This is a genomic window from Mesorhizobium sp. M0119, assembly GCF_040322615.1.
Lineage (GTDB): Bacteria > Pseudomonadota > Alphaproteobacteria > Rhizobiales > Rhizobiaceae > Mesorhizobium.
The window spans coordinates 1-17,884 of sequence record NZ_JAMYTU010000002.1; the positions used below are offsets into that span (position 1 = coordinate 1).

At 64.2% G+C, this 17,884-nt stretch carries 19 protein-coding genes; 8 read left to right on the forward strand and 11 right to left on the reverse strand.

The window, feature by feature from the left end; genetic code table 11:
* Positions 1–336, reverse strand: a 336-nt coding sequence (locus NKJ40_RS01905; RefSeq protein ID WP_502903682.1) for a MutS N-terminal domain-containing protein, incomplete at its 3' end; no start/stop codon positions are given.
* A 139-nt stretch (positions 337–475) separates the two neighbouring features.
* Between NKJ40_RS01905 and NKJ40_RS01910 the strand changes: the two genes are divergently transcribed.
* A complete protein-coding gene (locus NKJ40_RS01910; protein ID WP_352464281.1) occupies positions 476–2,755 on the forward strand; it encodes an NADP-dependent malic enzyme in 2,280 nt (759 codons plus the stop codon).
* Between the two features lie 184 nt (positions 2,756–2,939).
* Here NKJ40_RS01910 and NKJ40_RS01915 read toward each other — a convergent pair whose 3' ends face one another.
* The gene (locus NKJ40_RS01915) at positions 2,940–3,932 is read right to left on the reverse strand and encodes an adenosine kinase (protein WP_352464283.1); all 993 of its coding nucleotides are present in this window, start codon (positions 3,930–3,932) and stop codon (positions 2,940–2,942) included.
* Between the two features lie 199 nt (positions 3,933–4,131).
* Here NKJ40_RS01915 and NKJ40_RS01920 point away from each other — a divergent pair, with 199 nt between their 5' ends.
* Complete coding sequence (locus NKJ40_RS01920; protein WP_352464285.1) at positions 4,132–4,827, forward strand: sulfate transporter family protein; 696 nt, start codon at positions 4,132–4,134, stop codon at positions 4,825–4,827.
* Between the two features lie 392 nt (positions 4,828–5,219).
* Here NKJ40_RS01920 and NKJ40_RS01925 read toward each other — a convergent pair whose 3' ends face one another.
* The 4 genes from NKJ40_RS01925 to NKJ40_RS01940 form a co-directional block, all read right to left on the reverse strand.
* A complete protein-coding gene (locus NKJ40_RS01925; protein WP_352464287.1) occupies positions 5,220–6,218 on the reverse strand; it encodes a proline racemase family protein in 999 nt (332 codons plus the stop codon).
* 14 nt (positions 6,219–6,232) lie between these two features.
* Entirely contained in the window at positions 6,233–7,036 is an 804-nt protein-coding gene (locus NKJ40_RS01930) for an isocitrate lyase/PEP mutase family protein (RefSeq protein ID WP_352464289.1), read from the reverse strand.
* A gap of 77 nt (positions 7,037–7,113) precedes the next feature.
* The gene (locus NKJ40_RS01935; RefSeq protein ID WP_352464291.1) at positions 7,114–7,971 is read right to left on the reverse strand and encodes a hypothetical protein; all 858 of its coding nucleotides are present in this window, start codon (positions 7,969–7,971) and stop codon (positions 7,114–7,116) included.
* A gap of 75 nt (positions 7,972–8,046) precedes the next feature.
* Positions 8,047–8,457, reverse strand: coding sequence for an SRPBCC family protein (locus NKJ40_RS01940; protein ID WP_352464293.1), 411 nt, complete (start codon positions 8,455–8,457; stop codon positions 8,047–8,049).
* 82 nt (positions 8,458–8,539) lie between these two features.
* On the opposite strand from NKJ40_RS01940, the gene NKJ40_RS01945 reads away from it, so the two are divergent.
* Positions 8,540–9,124, forward strand: a complete 585-nt coding sequence (locus tag NKJ40_RS01945) for a TetR/AcrR family transcriptional regulator (RefSeq protein WP_352464295.1) — start codon at positions 8,540–8,542, stop codon at positions 9,122–9,124.
* A 33-nt stretch (positions 9,125–9,157) separates the two neighbouring features.
* Here the strand turns inward: NKJ40_RS01945 and NKJ40_RS01950 are convergent, their stop codons facing one another.
* The 3 genes from NKJ40_RS01950 to NKJ40_RS01960 form a co-directional block, all read right to left on the reverse strand.
* Entirely contained in the window at positions 9,158–9,814 is a 657-nt protein-coding gene (locus tag NKJ40_RS01950) for an HAD family hydrolase (protein ID WP_352458656.1), read from the reverse strand.
* A complete protein-coding gene (gene dut / locus NKJ40_RS01955; protein WP_352464297.1) occupies positions 9,814–10,299 on the reverse strand; it encodes a dUTP diphosphatase in 486 nt (161 codons plus the stop codon). The genes NKJ40_RS01950 and dut overlap by 1 nt, the downstream gene beginning before the upstream one ends.
* An 83-nt stretch (positions 10,300–10,382) precedes the next feature.
* Positions 10,383–10,853 (reverse strand): Lrp/AsnC family transcriptional regulator, encoded by a 471-nt coding sequence (locus tag NKJ40_RS01960; RefSeq protein ID WP_352464299.1) that lies wholly within the window; start codon positions 10,851–10,853, stop codon positions 10,383–10,385.
* Positions 10,854–10,968: 115 nt separating this feature from the next.
* On the opposite strand from NKJ40_RS01960, the gene NKJ40_RS01965 reads away from it, so the two are divergent.
* Together NKJ40_RS01965 and NKJ40_RS01970 are read left to right on the forward strand one after the other, a co-directional pair.
* A complete protein-coding gene (locus tag NKJ40_RS01965) occupies positions 10,969–11,184 on the forward strand; it encodes a DUF6356 family protein (protein ID WP_023717932.1) in 216 nt (71 codons plus the stop codon).
* A gap of 172 nt (positions 11,185–11,356) precedes the next feature.
* A complete protein-coding gene (locus NKJ40_RS01970) occupies positions 11,357–12,730 on the forward strand; it encodes an amidase (RefSeq protein WP_352464302.1) in 1,374 nt (457 codons plus the stop codon).
* Here NKJ40_RS01970 and NKJ40_RS01975 read toward each other — a convergent pair.
* Complete coding sequence (locus tag NKJ40_RS01975) at positions 12,724–13,800, reverse strand: NAD(P)/FAD-dependent oxidoreductase (RefSeq protein WP_352464304.1); 1,077 nt, start codon at positions 13,798–13,800, stop codon at positions 12,724–12,726. The genes NKJ40_RS01970 and NKJ40_RS01975 overlap by 7 nt on opposite strands.
* Before the next feature lie 117 nt (positions 13,801–13,917).
* Here NKJ40_RS01975 and NKJ40_RS01980 point away from each other — a divergent pair, with 117 nt between their 5' ends.
* The 3 genes from NKJ40_RS01980 (at position 13,918) to NKJ40_RS01990 (ending at position 17,126) form a co-directional block, all read left to right on the forward strand.
* The gene (locus tag NKJ40_RS01980) at positions 13,918–14,508 is read left to right on the forward strand and encodes a TetR/AcrR family transcriptional regulator (RefSeq protein ID WP_352464306.1); all 591 of its coding nucleotides are present in this window, start codon (positions 13,918–13,920) and stop codon (positions 14,506–14,508) included.
* Positions 14,509–14,512: 4 nt separating this feature from the next.
* Entirely contained in the window at positions 14,513–15,439 is a 927-nt protein-coding gene (locus tag NKJ40_RS01985; RefSeq protein WP_352464308.1) for a haloalkane dehalogenase, read from the forward strand.
* 94 nt (positions 15,440–15,533) lie between these two features.
* Complete coding sequence (locus NKJ40_RS01990; RefSeq protein ID WP_352464310.1) at positions 15,534–17,126, forward strand: peptide chain release factor 3; 1,593 nt, start codon at positions 15,534–15,536, stop codon at positions 17,124–17,126.
* A 258-nt stretch (positions 17,127–17,384) separates the two neighbouring features.
* Here NKJ40_RS01990 and NKJ40_RS01995 read toward each other — a convergent pair whose 3' ends face one another.
* Positions 17,385–17,858, reverse strand: a complete 474-nt coding sequence (locus tag NKJ40_RS01995) for a VOC family protein (RefSeq protein WP_352464312.1) — start codon at positions 17,856–17,858, stop codon at positions 17,385–17,387.
* Between the last annotated feature and the right edge of the window lie 26 nt (positions 17,859–17,884).

Here is a 17,884-nt window from a genome sequence, read left to right on the forward strand (position 1 = left end):
TTGTATTACCCTCCCTCCCGTCCCGCCGCCCCCGCGCGGCCCGGGTCCCCCCGGCCCGATCCGCTTCTCAATTAACTGCGGGGGGGGGGCCCGGGCCCCCCCCCACATCGGGATGTCGAGCCCCTGGTGCTTGCCGCGCTTGGTCAGCACGATGCCGAGCGCCCGGCTCGCCTTCTCGGCGTCGTCGAAGAACAGCTCGTAGAAGTCGCCCATGCGGTAGAACAGCAGCGAATCCGGGTTCGCCGCCTTGATCTCGATATACTGCTCCATCATCGGCGTCGCCGGCGCGAAGGCCGGCGTGGCGGTGTCGCTTCGAATGGGCGTCTCGTCGTTCACGAAGCTGCTTCCAAAATTTTGCAAGCCATGCTTGGCGGTTTACAGCGGCGAAGTGTAGCCTTAATCCCGAACCTTCCACAAAAGAAAGCATGCGCACCCATCGCAAGCGGTGCCGTACGGGCGAGGAAATCAAGGTACCATGGCCAAGAAAACCGAAAGCAACGGGCCCTCCGTCAGCGCCCAGGAGGCGTTGGAATTCCACGCCATGGGCCGCCCCGGCAAGCTGGAGATCGTCGCTACAAAACCAATGGCGACGCAGCGCGATCTCAGCCTTGCCTATTCGCCGGGCGTCGCGGTGCCGGTTCTCGCCATCGCGGAGGACCCGAGCCGCGCCTTCGACTACACGGTTCGCGGCAACATGGTCGCCGTCATCTCCAACGGCACCGCCATCCTCGGCCTCGGCAATCTCGGCGCACTGGCCTCGAAGCCGGTGATGGAAGGCAAGGCGGTGCTGTTCAAGCGCTTCGCCGACGTCGATTCCATCGACCTCGAGGTCGACACCGAGGATGCCGACGAATTCATCAACTGCGTGCGCTTCCTTGGACCCTCGTTCGGCGGCATCAACCTTGAGGACATCAAGGCGCCGGAATGCTTCATCATCGAGCAGCGGCTGCGCGAGCTGATGGACATACCGGTCTTCCATGACGACCAGCACGGCACCGCCATCATCTCGGCCGCCGGCCTGATCAACGCGCTGGAGGTCACCGGCCGCGACATGAAGACCACCAAGATGGTCTGCAATGGCGCGGGTGCTGCCGGCATCGCCTGCATCGAATTGATGAAGGCGATGGGCTTTGCGCCAGAAAATATCATTCTGTGCGACACCAAGGGCGTCGTCTTCCAGGGCCGCACCGAAGGCATGAACCAGTGGAAATCGGCGCACGCCGTGAAAACCGGCGCGCGCTCGCTGGCCGAGGCGCTGGACGGCGCCGACGTGTTCCTCGGCCTGTCGGCCAAAGGCACGCTGACCACCAGGATGGTGCAGTCGATGGCCAAGAACCCGATCATCTTCGCCATGGCCAATCCCGACCCCGAGATCACGCCTGAGGAGGTCGCCGAGATCCGCACCGACGCCATCATGGCGACGGGGCGGTCCGACTATCCGAACCAGGTCAACAACGTGCTTGGCTTCCCCTATATCTTCCGCGGCGCGCTCGATGTGCGGGCGACCACCATCAACGACGACATGAAGATCGCCGCCGCCCGGGCGCTGGCCGAACTGGCGCGCCAGGACGTGCCCGACGATGTCGCGGCCGCCTACCAGGGCAACCGGCCGAAATTCGGCCCCAACTACATCATCCCGGTGCCGTTCGATCCGCGGCTGATATCGGCGATCCCGATCGCGGTCGCCAAGGCGGCGATGGACTCCGGCGTCGCGCGCAAGCCGATCCTCGATCTCGACCGCTACGCTCAAGAGCTTTCCGCCCGCCGCGACCCGATCGCCTCGACGCTGCAGCGCATCTACGACCGGGTGCGCCGCCAGCCCAAGCGCATCGTCTTTGCCGAGGGCGAGGAGGAGCAGGTGATGCGCGCCGCCGTCTCCTATGTGAACCAGCGGCTCGGCACCGCCATCCTGCTCGGCCGCGACGACATCATCAAGGAAAACGCCAGGAATGCCGGCATCGACCTCGGCAAGCAAGGCATCGAGATCATCAATGCGCGGCTGTCGCGGCGCAACTCGGTCTACACCGACTATCTCTACGAGCGCATGCAGCGCAAAGGCTTCCTGTTCCGCGACTGCCAGCGACTGATCAACACCGACCGCAACCATTTCGCCGCCTGCATGGTGGCGCTGGGCGATGCCGACGGCATCGTCACCGGCGTTACCCGTAACTATTCGACGGCGCTCGACGATATCCGCCGCGTCATCGACGCAAGGCCCGGCCACTGCGTCATCGGCGTGTCGATCGTGCTCGCGCGGGGTCGCACCGTCCTTGTCGCCGACACCGCCGTGCACGACATGCCTAATGCTGAACAGATCGCCGACATAGCCGAGGAGGCCGCCGGCTTCGCCCGCCGCATGGGCTACGAGCCGAGGCTTGCCATGCTCGCCTATTCGACCTTCGGCCATCCGCAGGGCGAGCGCTCCGAGCGCGTCCAGGAAGCGGTGCGCATCCTCGACAAGCGCCGCGTCGATTTCGAGTATGACGGCGAAATGGCCGCCGACGTTGCGCTCAACGCCCGCGCCATGGCGCAGTACCCGTTCATCAGGCTGACCGGCCCGGCCAACGTACTGGTCATGCCGGCCTTCCACTCGGCCTCGATCTCGACCAAGATGCTGCAAGAGCTCGGCGGCTCGACCGTCATCGGCCCGCTGCTGGTCGGCCTGAACAAGCCGGTTCAGATCGTCTCGCTGAACGCCAAGGATAGCGATATCGTGAATATGGCGGCGATCGCGGCGTACAGCGCTGGGGCTTGAGTGGCGGGGCAGCAGCAGCGCCTCTCCCTTCTCCCCTTGTGGGAGAAGGTGGCCTCGCGAAACGAGGTCGGATGAGGGGTGTTCCAGCTTGGCGCCGGCAGCGCTCCGTCCAACACCCCTCAACCGTCTCGGCGCTGCGCGCCGATCCACCTTCTCCCACAAGGGGAGAAGGAAAGAGGTGCCGCTACAGCAGCCCCGCCTGTTCGGCCTCGCGGCGCAGATTCTGCCTTGGCCTTGGGCCGATCTGCTGGATGACCAGCCCGGCTGCCAGCGAGCCGAGATCGCCGCACTGCTTCAGGCTGCGGCCTTGCGTGTAGCCGTAGAGGAAGCCGGCGGCGTAGAGGTCGCCGGCGCCTGTGGTGTCGACCAGTTCGCGGATCCTGGTCGCCTCGATGGTGACGGTCTCGTCGCCGCGCACGATGACCGAACCCTTTTCCGAGCGGGTGACGGCGGCGATCTTGCAATCCTTGCGGATCTGCGCCAGCGCCTCGTCGAAGGACGCGGTTTGGTAGAGCGACTTGATCTCGTGGCTGTTGGCAAAGACGATGTCGACGGTGCCGGAGCGCATCAGGTCGAGGAACTCGTCACGGTAGCGGTCGACGCAGAACGAGTCCGACAATGTCATCGACACTTCGCGCCCGGCGGCGTGGGCGAGCTTCGCCGTCTGGCGGATCGCTTCCTTGGCGCGCGGCGGGTCCCATAGATAGCCCTCGAAATAGGTGACCGCGGCGCCCGACGCCTTGTCGGCCTCGACGTCCTCCGGGCCGAGCTCGATGCAAGCGCCGAGATAGGTGTTCATCGAGCGCTCGCCGTCGGGCGTGACGAAGATCATCGAGCGCGCCGTCGGCGGTTCGCCATTGAGCGGCCTGGTGTCGAAGGCGACGCCCTGGGCATGGATGTCGTGCGCGTAGATTTCGCCGAGCGCGTCGTTGGAGACCTTGCCGAAGAAGGCGGCGCGACCGCCGAAGGAGGCGACGCCGGCCGCCGTGTTGCCGGCGCTGCCGCCCGAGGCTTCAATGGCCGGGCCCATGCGGCTGTAGAGCAGTTCGGCGCGCCTCGTGTCGATCAAATTCATCGCGCCCTTGATGATGCCGTTGGTCTCCAGGAACGCCTCGTCGCACTGGGCGATGATGTCGACGATGGCATTTCCGATACAAAGCACGTCATAGTCCGGCATCAATTCATGTCTCCGCCAAAAAACTACCGGCTTTCTGCCACGCCGGGCGCGGGCGGGTCTAGCGGTTTGATGCGGCTTTGCCTAGGCCGCGTGTTATAAATCCGGGCAGAACGCAGACGCCTCGTGTTGCGCGGTTTGCGCTTGTCTCGCGGCTTGTCTCCGCCTATCTCGAAATATCACCCATGGGATTGGAAACGCCGTGATCCTCGACGCCGCCCGCGCCGCCTTGAGCCGGCTGTTCTCGCCCGAATTCCGTTCCGTGTTCGTGAAGACGCTGGGGCTGACCTTGCTGGCGCTGGCTGCGCTGTGGTTCGGGATAAAGAGCCTGTTCGACTGGCTGGCCTGGCCATGGATCGATGCATGGCTGCCCGCTCTTCCCTCCTGGGCCGGATGGCTGGGCGCCGTCGTCGCCGGCATCGGCCTTGCGCTGGGGCTGGCGCTTTTCATCGCGCCGGTGACGGCGATCATCGCCGGCCTGTTCCTCGACGACGTCGCCGAAGTGGTCGAGCGCACCGATTACCTCAACGATCCGCCCGGCCGCGCCGTGCCGGCGCTGCGCTCGCTGGTGCTGGCGATCAGGTTCTTCGGCGTCGTCATCCTCGGCAATATCGTCGCCCTGCTGCTTCTCCTGGTGCCAGGCATCAACATCGCCGCCTTTTTCATCGTCAACGGCTATCTGCTCGGGCGCGAGTTCTTCGAATTCGCCGCCATGCGCTTTCGCCCGGAGGCCGAGGCCAAGGCGCTGCGCAGAAAGCACGCGGTCACCGTGTTCCTCGCCGGGCTGGTTGTCGCGGCTTTCCTGGCCGTACCGCTGCTCAACCTACTGACGCCGTTGTTTGCCGCAGCCATGATGGTGCATCTGCACAAGGCGATCTCGGCACGGGAAGGGAGCTGACCGCCCTTGTTGGTGCAAGTCCGGCGCACGGAGGCGCTGCACTCTTCAGCCATAATAACGGCATGGATCCTAGGGTCTCCGCGACGTCGCTTCGCTCCTACTCCGCCCTAGGATGACGAAGGCATGGGGGTTCAAGACAAGTCGCGGACGTCGGAGATTGGCCGTTGCGTCGCAGTGTAGAGGGTGGTAGCGGACGGCAAGTCACAATCCTTCGAGGTTAGCTGCGGCCTCCCTCATTTCGTCATCCTAGGGCGGAGCAAGGAGCGAAGCGACGCGGCGCAGACCCTAGGATCCATGCCGTTACCTTCGAGCGTCGCAGCCCTGAACAGCAGCAGCGCCCGGCCTTGGGCTCGAGCCACCGCCGTTCGCCGGCAGTTGAACATCAACACGCCTTAGCGCAGCAGAAAGCCGCGCCCCAGTTCGTCGTCGTCCTCGACGATGAATTCGGCTCGGCCTGAGTAATAGGCGCGACCGCCGACGCGGGCGATGATGGCATCATGCGGCCCGGCTGTCGCCGTGCGCGCGACCGCACCGGAAAAGCGCGAGCCGGCGATGCTCTCGAACAGCCGCGTCCGGCCAATCTCGATTTGCCCCTTGGCGTGCATGGCCGCCAGCCGCGCGGTGACACCCGAGCCGGTCGGCGACCGGTCGACCTCGGCTTCGGCGAAAACGCAGATGTTTTTGGTCGGCGTATCGGAGAACGCATCCTGTCCGTCGGTCAGGATGGTGCCGTAGAGAAAGGCGAGATCGGCATGGTCGGGGTGCGACAGCGGCAATTCGGCCTTCAGCTTATTGGTCAGCGCGGTCGCTGCATCGACGAAATCGCGCACCCGGTTCCTGCCGAATTCCAGCCCGAACTGGCGGCAGTCGGCCTGCGCATAGAAGGCGCCGCCATAGGCGATGTCGAAGCCGACCGGACCATAGCCCGGCAGCTCGATCCGCTGGTCGCGGGCAAACAGAAACGCCGGCACGCTTTCGAAGGACACCGCGCCGGCCTTGCCATCCCTCACCTCGACCGCGGCCGAGATCAGTCCACATGGCGCCTCGATGTTGACGGTCGTCAGCGGCTCGCGTGGCGCCACCAGCCGCTCGTCGAGGGCATAGCGGCCGAGCGCGACGATGGCGTGGCCGCACATCGTCGAATAGCCCTCATTGTGCATGAACAGCACCGCGAGGTCGGCGCCCGGCAGGTCGGGCTCCACCAGCAGCGCGCCATACATATCGTAATGGCCGCGCGGCTCGAACATCAGGATCTTTCTGAGATGATCGAGATGGTCGCGCACATAGGCACGCTTTTCGAGGATCGTGCCCTTGGGAATATTGGGGTAGCCGCCGGTGACGATCCGCAGCGGCTCGCCGCCGGTGTGCATGTCGACGACGGTGAGCGTCATTCGCCGGGCCCCACCTAAGCTGAAGATTTGGCAAACAGCGCCTGCAGCTTGCCGAACGGCATGGCGGCGCGGGTGAAGCCGAAGGTGCCGTCCTGCTGGATCTCGCGCGCCGCGGTCTCCAGCATGCCGAAGGCGAAATTGGTGAGCCATGGGCCGAGCGAGACGCGCTTTACCCCCGCCATGGCCAGATCGGCGATGGTGAAGCCGGGCTTGGCCATGACGTTGACCGGCTTGGTCAGCGCGGAGCAGACGGTTCGAACCATCTCGATGTCGCCCAGCCCCGGTGCATAGAGCACGTCGGCGCCGGCCTTTTCGAACGCCTGCAGCCGCTTGATCGTATCGTCGAGGTCGGGCTTGCCCCACAGAAAATTCTCGGCCCGCGCGGTGAAGACGAAATCGCGTTTCAGCGCCCGTGCCGCTTCCGCCGCCGCCGCGACGCGCTCGACGGCATGCGCAAAATCATAGATCGGCTTGTCGGGCTCGCCGGTATGGTCCTCGATCGAGCAGCCGGCGAGGCCTGCCGCCTCGGCGGCGAAGATGGTTTCGCCGGCACTTGTCGCGCTGTCGCCCTTGCCCTTTTCGAGGTCGGCCGAAACCGGCAACCCGGTCGCCGCCGACACTTCACGGCAATGATGGATCATCGCCTCGAACGTCACCGCGCCATCGGGCAGGCCACGCGAAAAGGCAAAGCCGGCGCTGGTCGTGGCCAGCGCCTTGAAGCCGAACGAGGCCAAGAGCTTGGTCGTGCCGACGTCCCAAGAATTGGCCATGACGAAGATCGAGGCATGCAGGTCGCGAAAAATCTTGCCCTTGTCCATGGATGCTCCCCTCCAGTGCAGAATGTGAGGTAAATTCTAGCCCGGCGGAAGGCGCCGAGCAAACAAATGCGGTTGGCTCAGAAGCGTTTGGCGTTCTCATCTGCCAATCGGTCCAGCGCATCGGAATCCTTGACGTAGTGCGAATCGTTTTTGTCCCAATGATAGGTGACGGAAATGTCGCGCGAAGACGCCTCTGGCGGCGGCTGGCCGTCGCAGCCTTCTTCCCCCGGTAGCGTCGCGTCGGTCACCGTGACCTTGATGGCTGCATAGGGCTGGCCGTCGGCGATCGCCTGAAACGCCGCGTTCTGCGTCCTCCTATGGGTGCAGAGGTTTTCGTCGAACGTATAGATCATGTCGATCAGCTCGAACCTGTCGTTACGGACCATGATCAGCGACGTGATCCCATAGCCCTGGCTCGAATTGAAATGCATGCTCATGCTGATGATGGCGTCGTCACCAGGCCCGATCGGCAGCTTGCCCGGTTCGCGAAGAGAGGTGATGCGGTCGACGGCGACATTGACCGCGTCGAGCAGCGCCGGCTTGCCAGTGATGTCGTAGAGCGCCAGCACGGCATAGCCCTCGGCACTGTCAGGCGAGTCGCCGAGGTCGAACAGCATGGCCAGCCGCTCCTTGCCGCCGGCCTTGATGCCAAGCACGCCGGCATTGGAAAGACCCGACGTCGCCGGCGGCGAGCCGCCGTAGTCCGGTCCAGCGATGTGACGCATCTCGATTGGCGTCGAACCCCGGAAAAAACCGTCCTTGTCCGCCGCCAGATCGGGAATGACCATCCTGGCGAGGTCGAGATAGGTGACATCGCCGTGGCCGGGGACAGCGCTGCCGAGCTCCGGGAAGCTGACGGCCTCTGCGCTGGCCGCCGTCCAAAGACAGGGCAGCAGCAGGCAGGCAAAGATGAAACGAAGCAGGGAGAAGGTCATGCGCGCGCTCGTTATCTCGGGCGCGCGCAAGCTAGAGCATTTTGCGGCCAAGAGGAAACACCTGGCGTTGCGTCACTATGTTGGTTTGGCTTGGCTCGCCAAGGTCTGCCGGAAAACCGGCACCAGCTGATCCATGGCGGCTGCGAGCCACGCGCCGAGTTCGTCGGGCAGAGTGTCGTGGATCCAGACCAGGCGGCTCCGGCCCTCGCCCGCAGCAAAGACCTGCATGGAGGTATTATCGTGGGTGACCTCATCGCCGAGCCATCCCCACACGATCCGCCGGTTCAGCTCGTCGCGGGCGATGAGCCGCTCTCGCACAATCTTGCCGTCGGCGAAAGTAAGGGCCCGTACGTCGTCCTCATCCACCCGGCAGTCGACGAAAACGCCTGGGGCTATCCGTTGGGCGCCGCCGGCGAAGTCGCCCACCGTCGCCCATACGCTTTCCGGTGAAGCATCTACGATGATTTCCCTGACTATCGAAGCCATGTTTCGCCTTCCCTTCGTTAATAGGTAGACCTGTCTGTCTACATATGGATGTATACAGACCTGTCTGTTATATAGTCAAGGCATGTCCGCAGCCCGAATCAACGATCGTCCCGAAAGTCTTGCGCGCCGTCGCATCCTCGATACGGCGACCGCGCTGTTTTCTCTGGAGGGGGTGCGCGCAGTCGGCATCGACCGCATCATCGCCGAGGCCGGCGTTGCCAAGGCGACGTTCTATCATCACTTCGCGGCCAAGGACGATCTCGTCCGCGCCTACATCGAGGAACTCAGCAAGGGAGGACGGGCGGCAATCGCGAGCCTTGGCCGGCGGCCACCTCGCCAGATGATCCTTGCCATATTCGATCTCATCGCCGATGCGGCGGATCAGCCGGGCTACCGCGGCTGCCCGTTCCAGAATGCAGCTGCCGAATACCCCGACCCCAGCAGCCCGGTTCGCCACGCGATCGATAAGCATCGTCACTGGAAGTGGGGCATCCTAAGGGATCTGCTGATCGCGGACACAAATCCCGATCCGGACCGCACAGCGGACGCGCTAACGGTGGCGGCCGACGGCCTCCTTGTCGTCAGTCATCTCGACAGGCCGGCCAATCTGCGCAGTCTCATACGCGACACGGTCGACCGAGTACTTGGAGCCCCACGCCCGGTCTGAGATCGGGCGCGCATGCAGCCTGCGCAAAGGCGATCAGTGGATCGGCACCAGCCCGGCCAGTTCACGCATGTCGTCGAACAGGATGCCGCCGGCTTCGATCAGCCCATCGCGGTCGGAAAGCGGGTCGCCGTGATAGGAATAGACGCGCATGCCGGCGGCGATGCCGGCTGCCGTCCCGGCGACGCTGTCCTCGATGACGATGCAGTCGGCGGGCGCGAAGCCCATCGTCGCTGCCGCATGCAGGAAGAGGTCGGGGAACGGCTTGCCACGCGAGACCATGGTCGAGCTGAACAGCGCATGCTCGAACAGCGGCAGCAGCCCGGTCTGGCCGAGCGTGATGTGCATTTTGGACACCCGTGCCGACGAGGCGACGCAGGTGGCGATGCCGGCGGCGTGCACGGTTTCGATGAACTCGCGAACGTAGGGGATGGCCTCGACGCCATGCGCGAACAGGTCCGGCAGGCCGGCGTTCCAGCGCTCGACGAAATCGGCGCCGAGGCTGACGCCGGTCGCCTCGACTTCCTTCTGCACCGAGACCATGCTGCGGCCGGAAAAATTCTTGCGGCAATATTCGAAGCTGGCCGGAAAGCCGGCCGCGGTCAGCCACTCGGCGAGGCGCCGATTGGCCAGGTTCTCGGTATCGACCAGAACCCCGTCGCAATCGAAGATGACGAGTTTGGGTATTTTCATCAGGCGGTGCCGGTCGAACCGAAGCCGCCCGAGCCGCGCGCCGTGCCGCCGGCCAATGTGCGCTCCTCGACGGTTGCCTGCGTCACCGGGGCGAAGACGATCTGGGCGATCCGCATGCCGCGTGTCACCGCGAAATCCTCGTCGCCGAGATTGATCAGCAGCACCTTGACCTCGCCGCGATAGTCGCTGTCGATGGTGCCCGGCGTATTGAGGCAGGTGAGCCCGTGCTTGAAGGCGAGGCCGGAACGCGGCCGGACCTGGCCTTCGACGCCCTCCGGAATTTCCAGGATCAGCCCGGTCGGCACCAGCGCGCGTTTTCCCGGCAGAATCAAGAGCGGCCTGTCGTCCGGGACGGCGGCGCGCAGGTCCATGCCGGCCGCGCCCGAGCTCTCATAGGCAGGAAGCGGCAATCCCTCGCCATGCGGCAGCCTGACGAAGCCGACAGCCGGACCGATGACGGAGGTAGGATAAAGTGCTGCGCGCATAAGGCTGATCCTATCGTCGCGAACGCCGGTTCAGTCAACTCGGCGGCAATGCTATCAACGGCTTTCTTTCAGCACAGTTCCGCTCAGCGCAGTACCATCGGAACGACCGTGGTCTCCTTGATCTCCTCCATGACGAAGGAGGCCGAAACGTCCGACAGTGCCACCTTGGCGATCAGCCGCTGATAGAGCCGGTCATAGGCCTTCACATCGGCGACGCGGGCGCGCAAGACATAGTCGAGATCGCCGGACATGCGGTAGGCGCCGGTGATCTCGGCAAAGCCGGTCACCGCCGCCCGGAATCTTTGCAGCCAGTCGGGATCGTGGTTCGAGGTGCGGATCATGATAAACACCGAAAGGCCGAGTCCAAGCTTGTCGGCGTCGACCAGCGCCACCCGACCGGTGATGACGCCGTCTTCCTCCAGCCGCTTGACCCGGCGCCAGCAGGCATTGCGCGACAGCGATATTCTTGCCGAGAGTTGGTCGACGGATAGCGTGCCGTCGCGTTGCAGCTCGGCCAGCAATCTCCGGTCTATTTCGTCGATTTCCGGCGTCATGTGGGATGTTTGTCCCAAAATTTGGCTTGAGACAAGGACAATTTGAGACCGATGAACCTGACAGCCGTGGCAGGATATTCATCGCCGGCTCTTCATGCCGGCAGGAGGGATCGACATGACAGCACGGCTCGCAAGACTTTTCACCTCTCACCCGGCCGCGGTGGGCGAGAGCTATTTCGGCCATATGGCTTTCGCCGCATGGTTCTCGTCGCGATTGTTCATGGCGGCCTTTGCCGCGCTCATTCATGCTTTCTTGCCGTTTCTGTTCGAGACCACGGCAAGCGGCATCATCCGTGAGCTCTACGAACGGACGCATAACAGGGGACGGTAAGCCGTAGAGGTGCCGATCGCGGCGAGGCCGCTGGACGGCGCCGACCCTCAACGGATCCCGGCAGCGCAATCCCGATCAAGCGCCGCCGTCGTCGAAATGCCGAGCCAGGCTTGAAGCCGCGCGCCAATCCGCCATTTTGAGGAGCGCGGCGCGATAGCCCGGAGCATTTATCATGGATATCGTCTTTTCCTCGACCACCCAACTGGCCGCAGCCATCCGCGACCGTACGGTGTCCGCAATAGAGGTGCTGGACGAGCATCTGGCGCAGATCGACAGGCACAATGAGGCGGTCAATGCCGTCGTAACCCTCGATCGGGAAGGTGCGCGGCAACGCGCCGGCAAGGCCGACGAAGCACAGGCGCGCGGCCAGGCACTTGGGCCGCTGCATGGCCTGCCGTTCACACTAAAGGACACGCACGAAACCGCTGGCATGAGAACCACCGTCGGCTTGCCGGCCTTCGCCGACTATGCCGCTAGGGCAGACAGTCCGGTCGTTGCCCGGCTGAAGGCGGCAGGCGGCATACTGGTGGGCAAGACGAACGTGGCGACAATGCTAGGTGACTGGCAGTCGAGCAATCCGCTGTTCGGCCGCACCGGCAACCCCTGGAACCTCCAGCGCACCGCCGGCGGCTCCAGTGGCGGTGCAGCGGCGGCGCTCAGCACCGGAATGACGCCGTTCGAGGTCGGCACCGACATGCAGGATTCAATCCGGCTGCCCCCTGCCTTGTGCGGCGTCTACGGCCTCAAGCCGACCGAGCACCGCGTCTCGCTCGCCGGCGCCTTCCCCGATCCAGGCGGGGCGCCGCGCAGCGTGCGGCTGATCTCCTGCCTCGGGCCGATGGCACGCAGCGTCGAGGACCTGGCGCTGATCTACGGCCTCATTGCCGGGCCGGATGGAAGCGATACCGACCTTGCGCCGGTATCGGTCGAAACCATGCCGGAGCTGGATCTCAGGAATTTGCGCATTTCCGTCGCGCCGTCCTTTCCGGGCTTTCCGGTGGCCGGCGAGATCAGCGCGGCCGTCGAGAGTCTGGCAAAAGAGCTTCAGGCCGCGGGCGCCATCGTCGAGGAAGCCAAATTGCCGGAGTTCGACCTGCACGATGACCTGGCACAAGGCGGCGTCCTGATCGGCATGATGCTGGAGGCGGCGCAGCCCGGACCACCGGAGAAGCCGACGCCGGTCTCGCGCTGGTTCGAGGCGCTGGCCCGCCGCGACCGCTCCATCCTGGCGTGGGAACGGTTCTTCGAACACTGCGACGCCTTGCTGTGCCCCGTCGCCATGGTTCCCGCCTTTCCGCATTGCGATCCGGGAACGCCGATCGAGGTCGACGGAAAGAAGCAAAGCTATTGGATGCTGCCGGCCTATGGCGCGGTGTTCAATTACAGCGGCCACCCCGCATTGTCGCTGCCCTTCGGACAGGACGGCAATGGCCTGCCCATCGGACTACAGCTTGTTGGCAAACGCTGGTCGGAGTCGCGCCTGCTCGGCATCGCCAAGGCAATCGAGCCGCTAACCGGCGGCTTTCGCCGCCCGCCCGGTTATTGAGTAAACCGCCCCAGTCCGTAAGGCTGAAGCAGCGGATCGCGCTCGCCGTCGAGGATTTCGCGGGCGGCGAACAGGCCGACGGCCGGCGCCAGCGTGATGCCGGAATGCATGACCGCGACGTAGACGCCGCTCGTGCCTTCGGCGCGGCCGATGATCGGAAAGCCATCGATCGGCGTCGGCCGATAGCCAACCGTGTGGAAATCGAGTTCCAGCCCGTCCGCTCCGCGCAGCATGGCCTTCATCGCTGCAAACAGGTCGCGGGCGGTGGCCGCGGCATCCATGCCGGGATCGGCGCCGCCGAAATCCGAGCCGGCGATGATGCGGCCTTCCGCCGTCTGGCGCATATGCAGGCGGTCGCCGATCACCAGGCCGTTGAGCAGCTTTTCGTAGGGGCGCGAATGCACGATCAGGCCGGGTGGCGTCTCGATCGGCAGTTCTATCCCGGCTGTTGCCGCTAGTGCCGGAGAGCCGGCTCCGGCCGCGATCACCACCTCGTCGGCAGTTATCCGCCCTGCGGATGTATCGACGCCGGAGACCTTGCCGTTGGCCTGCACAAATGCGGTCGCGGTAACTCCCGTCAGCAGCCGCGCGTCGCGCCGTTCGGCGTCGGTCAGCAGTGCTTGCGTGGCAGCGACCGGCTCGGCAACGCCTTCCCCAGGCACATAAAGGGCGAAATCGGGAAGCTCGGTCAGATTGGGCTCGATGCGCGCCGCTCCGGCACGGTCGACACGCTCGATGCCGTAGCCCCATGCGGAGTGCTCGGCCGCATAGGCCTCAAGTTCGGCACGCGGCAGGTCCCAGCACAGGCCGCCGCACCATTGTAACGGGATGCCGGGCACCTCTTTCGCCAATCGCGTCCATTCGGCCATCGACCGAATGCGCAGGCGGAAATAGACCTCCGGATTGCCCCAACTGGCATTGATCCAGGCAAAGGAATTCGGTGTCGCGACGCCGCCGGCGCCGCTGCCGGCAATGACCGTCACCTTTGCTCCGGCCCTCGTCAGGTGCCAGGCGATGGAGGCGCCGATGATGCCGGCGCCGATGACGATGACTTCTTTCGCCGCTGTCATGCTTCACTCCTCGTTCCAACGCCACCACTGCGATGCCATTGCCCGTGGGTTCTGCCAAGAGCGCGCGGTATCAAATATGCCTCTTGATTTTAATACGTACGTACGTATTGTATCGATATGGCCAGACATTCACTTCGCGAAAAACTTCTCGACGCCGGTTTCAAAACCATCTGGAATTCCGGCTATTCGGCCGCCGGTGTGCGCGACATCGTCGCCGCGGCCGATGCCCGCCCGGGGTCCTTCACCAATCATTTTGCATCCAAGGAGGCGTTCACCGGCGAGGTGCTGGACCGCTATTTCGCCTATGTGAGCGGTTTGGTGGAGCAGGCCCTCGCCCGGGACGGCACGCCCCCGGTCGGGCGCTTGCGCCGCTACCTCGAAATCATCACGTCGAAGCTGGAGGCGCATGATTGGGCACGGGGCTGCATGATCGGCAATCTCAGCCTCGAGACGGCGGCTCACAGTGAGGCGCTGAGGCTGCAACTCGTCGCCATTTTCGAACGCTGGCGCAAGCCCTTCGCCGAGGGCATCGCCGAGGGCCAGGCGGCCGGCGATATCACCGACGCGTTCGATGCCGAGGATCTCGCCGATTTCCTTTTGAGTTCCTGGCAAGGCGCGATGCTGCGCATGAAGGTGGAGCGCAGTCCCGAACCGCTCGAGCGTTTCAAGAACATCGTTTTCAAAACAGTCTTCACAAAAAGGAGCTGATCCGATGAACCCTAAACTCGAAAAGCAGCAATCCCGCACAATGTTGCCACGCTCGCAAGTCGCGGTACTCGATTCCACCATCTCCTATGTCGAGGCAGGTACTGCCGGTCCGGCTGTGCTCTTCCTGCACGGCAACCCGACGTCGTCCTACATCTGGCGCGACATCATCCCGCATGTGGCGCCGTTCGGCCGCTGCATTGCGCCCGACCTGATCGGCTATGGCCAATCCGGCAAGCCGGACATCGACTATCGCTTCTTCGACCACGTCCGCTATCTCGACGCTTTCATCGAGACACTTGGCATCACCGACATGGTGGTCGTCGCGCAGGACTGGGGCACCGCGCTCGCCTTCCATCTCGCCGCACGGTGGCCGCAGCGGATCCTCGGCCTCGCCTTCATGGAATTCATCCGCCCCTTCGAGAGCTGGGACGATTTCCACCAGCGTCCGCAGGCGCGCCAATTGTTCAAGGCAATGCGCACGCCTGGCGTCGGTGAGAAGCTTGTCCTGGAAGACAACGTCTTCGTCGAAAAAGTGCTGCCGGCCGCTGTGCTGCGCACCATGAGCGATGAAGAAATGGCCGCGTACCGGGCGCCATTCTCGACGCGGCAATCGCGCAAGCCGATCCTGCGGCTGCCGCGCGACCTGCCGATCGAAGGCCAGCCAGCCGATGTCGCCGCCATCAGTGAGAACGACCATCGGGCGCTCCGGCTTTCCTCCTACCCGAAGCTGCTTTTCTCAGGCGATCCGGGCGCCCTCGTCTCGCCGCAGGCGGCACGGGAATTCGCGGCGGGCCTGAAGAACTGCCGGTTGATCGATCTCGGACCCGGCGCGCATTATCTGCAGGAGGACCATGCCGACAGGATCGGCGCCGCGATTGCCGAGTGGATTCCCGAGATAGCCTTCGAGAGCCATGCGGCCGAACCGGCCTGACGTCGGGACGTGAACCGGCGGCTGCGGCAGCCGGAGAGGTCGACAGCTCTGCACTCCGCTGCTAGAAGCCCGGCCTCACACGGAAATCCTGAAAATGTCCGAAATGATTACAGAAGCGGTATCGCGCCGCCGCACTTTCGCGATCATTGCCCACCCCGACGCCGGCAAGACCACGCTCACCGAAAAACTGCTTTTGTTCGGCGGCGCCATCCAGCTTGCCGGCGAGGTCAAGGCCAAGAAGGACCGCATCCAGACCCGCTCGGACTGGATGAAGATCGAACGGGAGCGCGGCATTTCGGTGGTGACGTCGGTGATGACCTTCGAATACGAGGACACTGTCTTCAACCTGCTCGACACGCCCGGGCACGAGGATTTCGCCGACGACACCTATCGCACGCTTTCGGCGGTCGACAGCGCGGTGATGGTCATCGACGCCGCCAAGGGCATCGAGCCGCGCACGCTGAAACTATTCGAGGTCTGCCGGCTGCGCGATATCCCGATCATCACCTTCGTCAACAAGATGGACCGAGAAAGCCGCGACCCATTCGACATCCTCGATGAGATCGAGCAGAAGCTGGCACTGGATACAGCGCCGATTACGTGGCCAATCGGCCGCGGCAAGACCTTTTCCGGCACTTACCATCTGGCGCTGAACGCGGTTCGCAAGGGCGACGCCGAGAAGGAGCGCACGCCGGTCAACGGTCCCGATTCCAACCGCGTTGCCGGCCTGTTGCCGGAGAACGAGCGCGAGGCTTTCATCGAGGAGCTGGAGCTGGCGCGCGAGGCCTGCCGCCCGCTCGACCTGGAAGCTTTTCGCGAAGGCCATCTGACCCCGGTCTATTTCGGCTCGGCGCTGCGCAATTACGGCGTGCGCGACCTGATCGAGGCGCTCGGCGCCTATGGGCCGCCGCCGCGCGCGCAGGAGGCCGACAGCCGCAAGGTCGAGGCGACCGAGGACAAGATGACCTCCTTCGTCTTCAAGATCCAGGCCAATATGGACCCCAACCACCGCGACCGCATCGCCTTCGTCCGCGTCTGCTCCGGCAAGCTCGAGCGCGGCATGAAGGCCAAGCTGGTGCGCACGGGAAAGCCGATGAGCCTGTCGGCGCCGCAATTCTTCTTTGCCCGCACCCGCGTCACCGCCGACGAGGCATTCGCCGGCGATGTCGTCGGCATCCCCAACCACGGCACGCTGCGCATCGGCGACACGCTGACCGAGGGCGAGGAGATCCTGTTTCGCGGCGTGCCGAATTTCGCGCCGGAAATCCTGCGTCGCGTTCGCCTCGGCGACGCCATGAAGGCTAAGAAGCTCAAGGAAGCGCTGCACCAGATGGCCGAGGAAGGCGTCGTGCAATTGTTCTCGCCGGAGGACGGCTCGCCGGCCATCGTCGGCGTCGTCGGCGCCCTGCAGCTCGACGTCCTGAAGGAGCGGCTGAATTTCGAATACACGCTGCCGGTCGATTTTGAGATGTCGCGTTTTTCCGTCTGCCGCTGGATATCGGCCGACGACAGGGCCGAACTCCAGCGCTTTATCGAGGCGCATCGCGGCGACATTGCCCGCGATCTCGACAATGATCCGGTGTTCCTCGCCCAGCACGCCTTCTCGCTCAACTACGAGGCCGAGCGCTGGAAGGCGATCCGCTTCGCCGCGGTCAAGGATTACCAGGTGCGCGACAGAGCGGCTTGAGCGGTATCTCCAAGGCAATCGCTTAAAGGTTGAATTTCGTTCCCTAACAGTCCGGCGTCAGCGCTGCCCCTCACCTGCCTGCCGGCATCCTCTCCCCGTATAGCGACGGGGAGAGGGGGGGCTCTCATCGATGGTTTCGCCAATGCCCAGCGCTGCAGGATGCACGCTGAGGTTGTGGACGGTCCCCTTCTCCCCGTCACTATACGGGGAGAAGTGCCCGGCAGGGCGATGAGGGGCGGCGCTGACTTGGGCAATTGTTCACCCCTTGGCTGCCTCTTCGATCTTGGCGATGTCGATCTTGGTCATCTGCATCATCGCCTGCATCACGCGGCCGGCCTTTTCCCTGTCGGGGTCCAGCAGCAGCTTGGGCAGCTGCTCGGGAACGACCTGCCAGGAGAGGCCGAATTTGTCCTTCAGCCAGCTGCACTGGCTGGGCTCGCCACCGCCCGCGATAAGCCTGTCCCAGAAATAGTCGACCTCTTCCTGCGTCTTGCAGTCGATGGAGAGCGAGACTGCCTGGGTGAACTTGAATTGCGGGCCGCCGTTGAGCGCCTGGAACTGAACGCCGTCGAGCTCGAATGAGACCATCAGCACCTTGCCCTCACGATCGCCGCTGCCCTTGGGCCAGCGCATCACGCTCAGCACCTTCGAGTTCTTGAAGATGGAGACGTAATGGTTCATGGCCTCCTCGGACTGGTCGTCGAACCACAGGCAGGTGGTGATCTTTTGCATTCTCTTGCTCCTCGGGCTGGTTTTGT

Excerpts from the sequence above, each read along its gene's own strand:
- NKJ40_RS01980 (WP_352464306.1), top strand. The coding sequence starts at position 13,918 with ATGGCCAGACATTCACTTCGCGAAAAACTTCTCGACGCCGGTTTCAAA.
- NKJ40_RS01950 (WP_352458656.1), bottom strand. The coding sequence starts at position 9,814 with ATGAAAATACCCAAACTCGTCATCTTCGATTGCGACGGGGTTCTGGTC.
- NKJ40_RS01985 (WP_352464308.1), top strand. The coding sequence starts at position 14,513 with ATGAACCCTAAACTCGAAAAGCAGCAATCCCGCACAATGTTGCCACGC.
- NKJ40_RS01995 (WP_352464312.1), bottom strand. The coding sequence starts at position 17,858 with ATGCAAAAGATCACCACCTGCCTGTGGTTCGACGACCAGTCCGAGGAG.
- NKJ40_RS01930 (WP_352464289.1), bottom strand. The coding sequence starts at position 7,036 with ATGGACAAGGGCAAGATTTTTCGCGACCTGCATGCCTCGATCTTCGTC.
- NKJ40_RS01945 (WP_352464295.1), top strand. The coding sequence starts at position 8,540 with ATGTCCGCAGCCCGAATCAACGATCGTCCCGAAAGTCTTGCGCGCCGT.
- NKJ40_RS01965 (WP_023717932.1), top strand. The coding sequence starts at position 10,969 with ATGACAGCACGGCTCGCAAGACTTTTCACCTCTCACCCGGCCGCGGTG.
- dut (WP_352464297.1), bottom strand. The coding sequence starts at position 10,299 with ATGCGCGCAGCACTTTATCCTACCTCCGTCATCGGTCCGGCTGTCGGC.
- NKJ40_RS01935 (WP_352464291.1), bottom strand. The coding sequence starts at position 7,971 with ATGACCTTCTCCCTGCTTCGTTTCATCTTTGCCTGCCTGCTGCTGCCC.
- NKJ40_RS01975 (WP_352464304.1), bottom strand. The coding sequence starts at position 13,800 with ATGACAGCGGCGAAAGAAGTCATCGTCATCGGCGCCGGCATCATCGGC.
- NKJ40_RS01915 (WP_352464283.1), bottom strand. The coding sequence starts at position 3,932 with ATGCCGGACTATGACGTGCTTTGTATCGGAAATGCCATCGTCGACATC.
- NKJ40_RS01925 (WP_352464287.1), bottom strand. The coding sequence starts at position 6,218 with ATGACGCTCACCGTCGTCGACATGCACACCGGCGGCGAGCCGCTGCGG.
- NKJ40_RS01940 (WP_352464293.1), bottom strand. The coding sequence starts at position 8,457 with ATGGCTTCGATAGTCAGGGAAATCATCGTAGATGCTTCACCGGAAAGC.
- NKJ40_RS01990 (WP_352464310.1), top strand. The coding sequence starts at position 15,534 with ATGTCCGAAATGATTACAGAAGCGGTATCGCGCCGCCGCACTTTCGCG.
- NKJ40_RS01910 (WP_352464281.1), top strand. The coding sequence starts at position 476 with ATGGCCAAGAAAACCGAAAGCAACGGGCCCTCCGTCAGCGCCCAGGAG.
- NKJ40_RS01970 (WP_352464302.1), top strand. The coding sequence starts at position 11,357 with ATGGATATCGTCTTTTCCTCGACCACCCAACTGGCCGCAGCCATCCGC.
- NKJ40_RS01960 (WP_352464299.1), bottom strand. The coding sequence starts at position 10,853 with ATGACGCCGGAAATCGACGAAATAGACCGGAGATTGCTGGCCGAGCTG.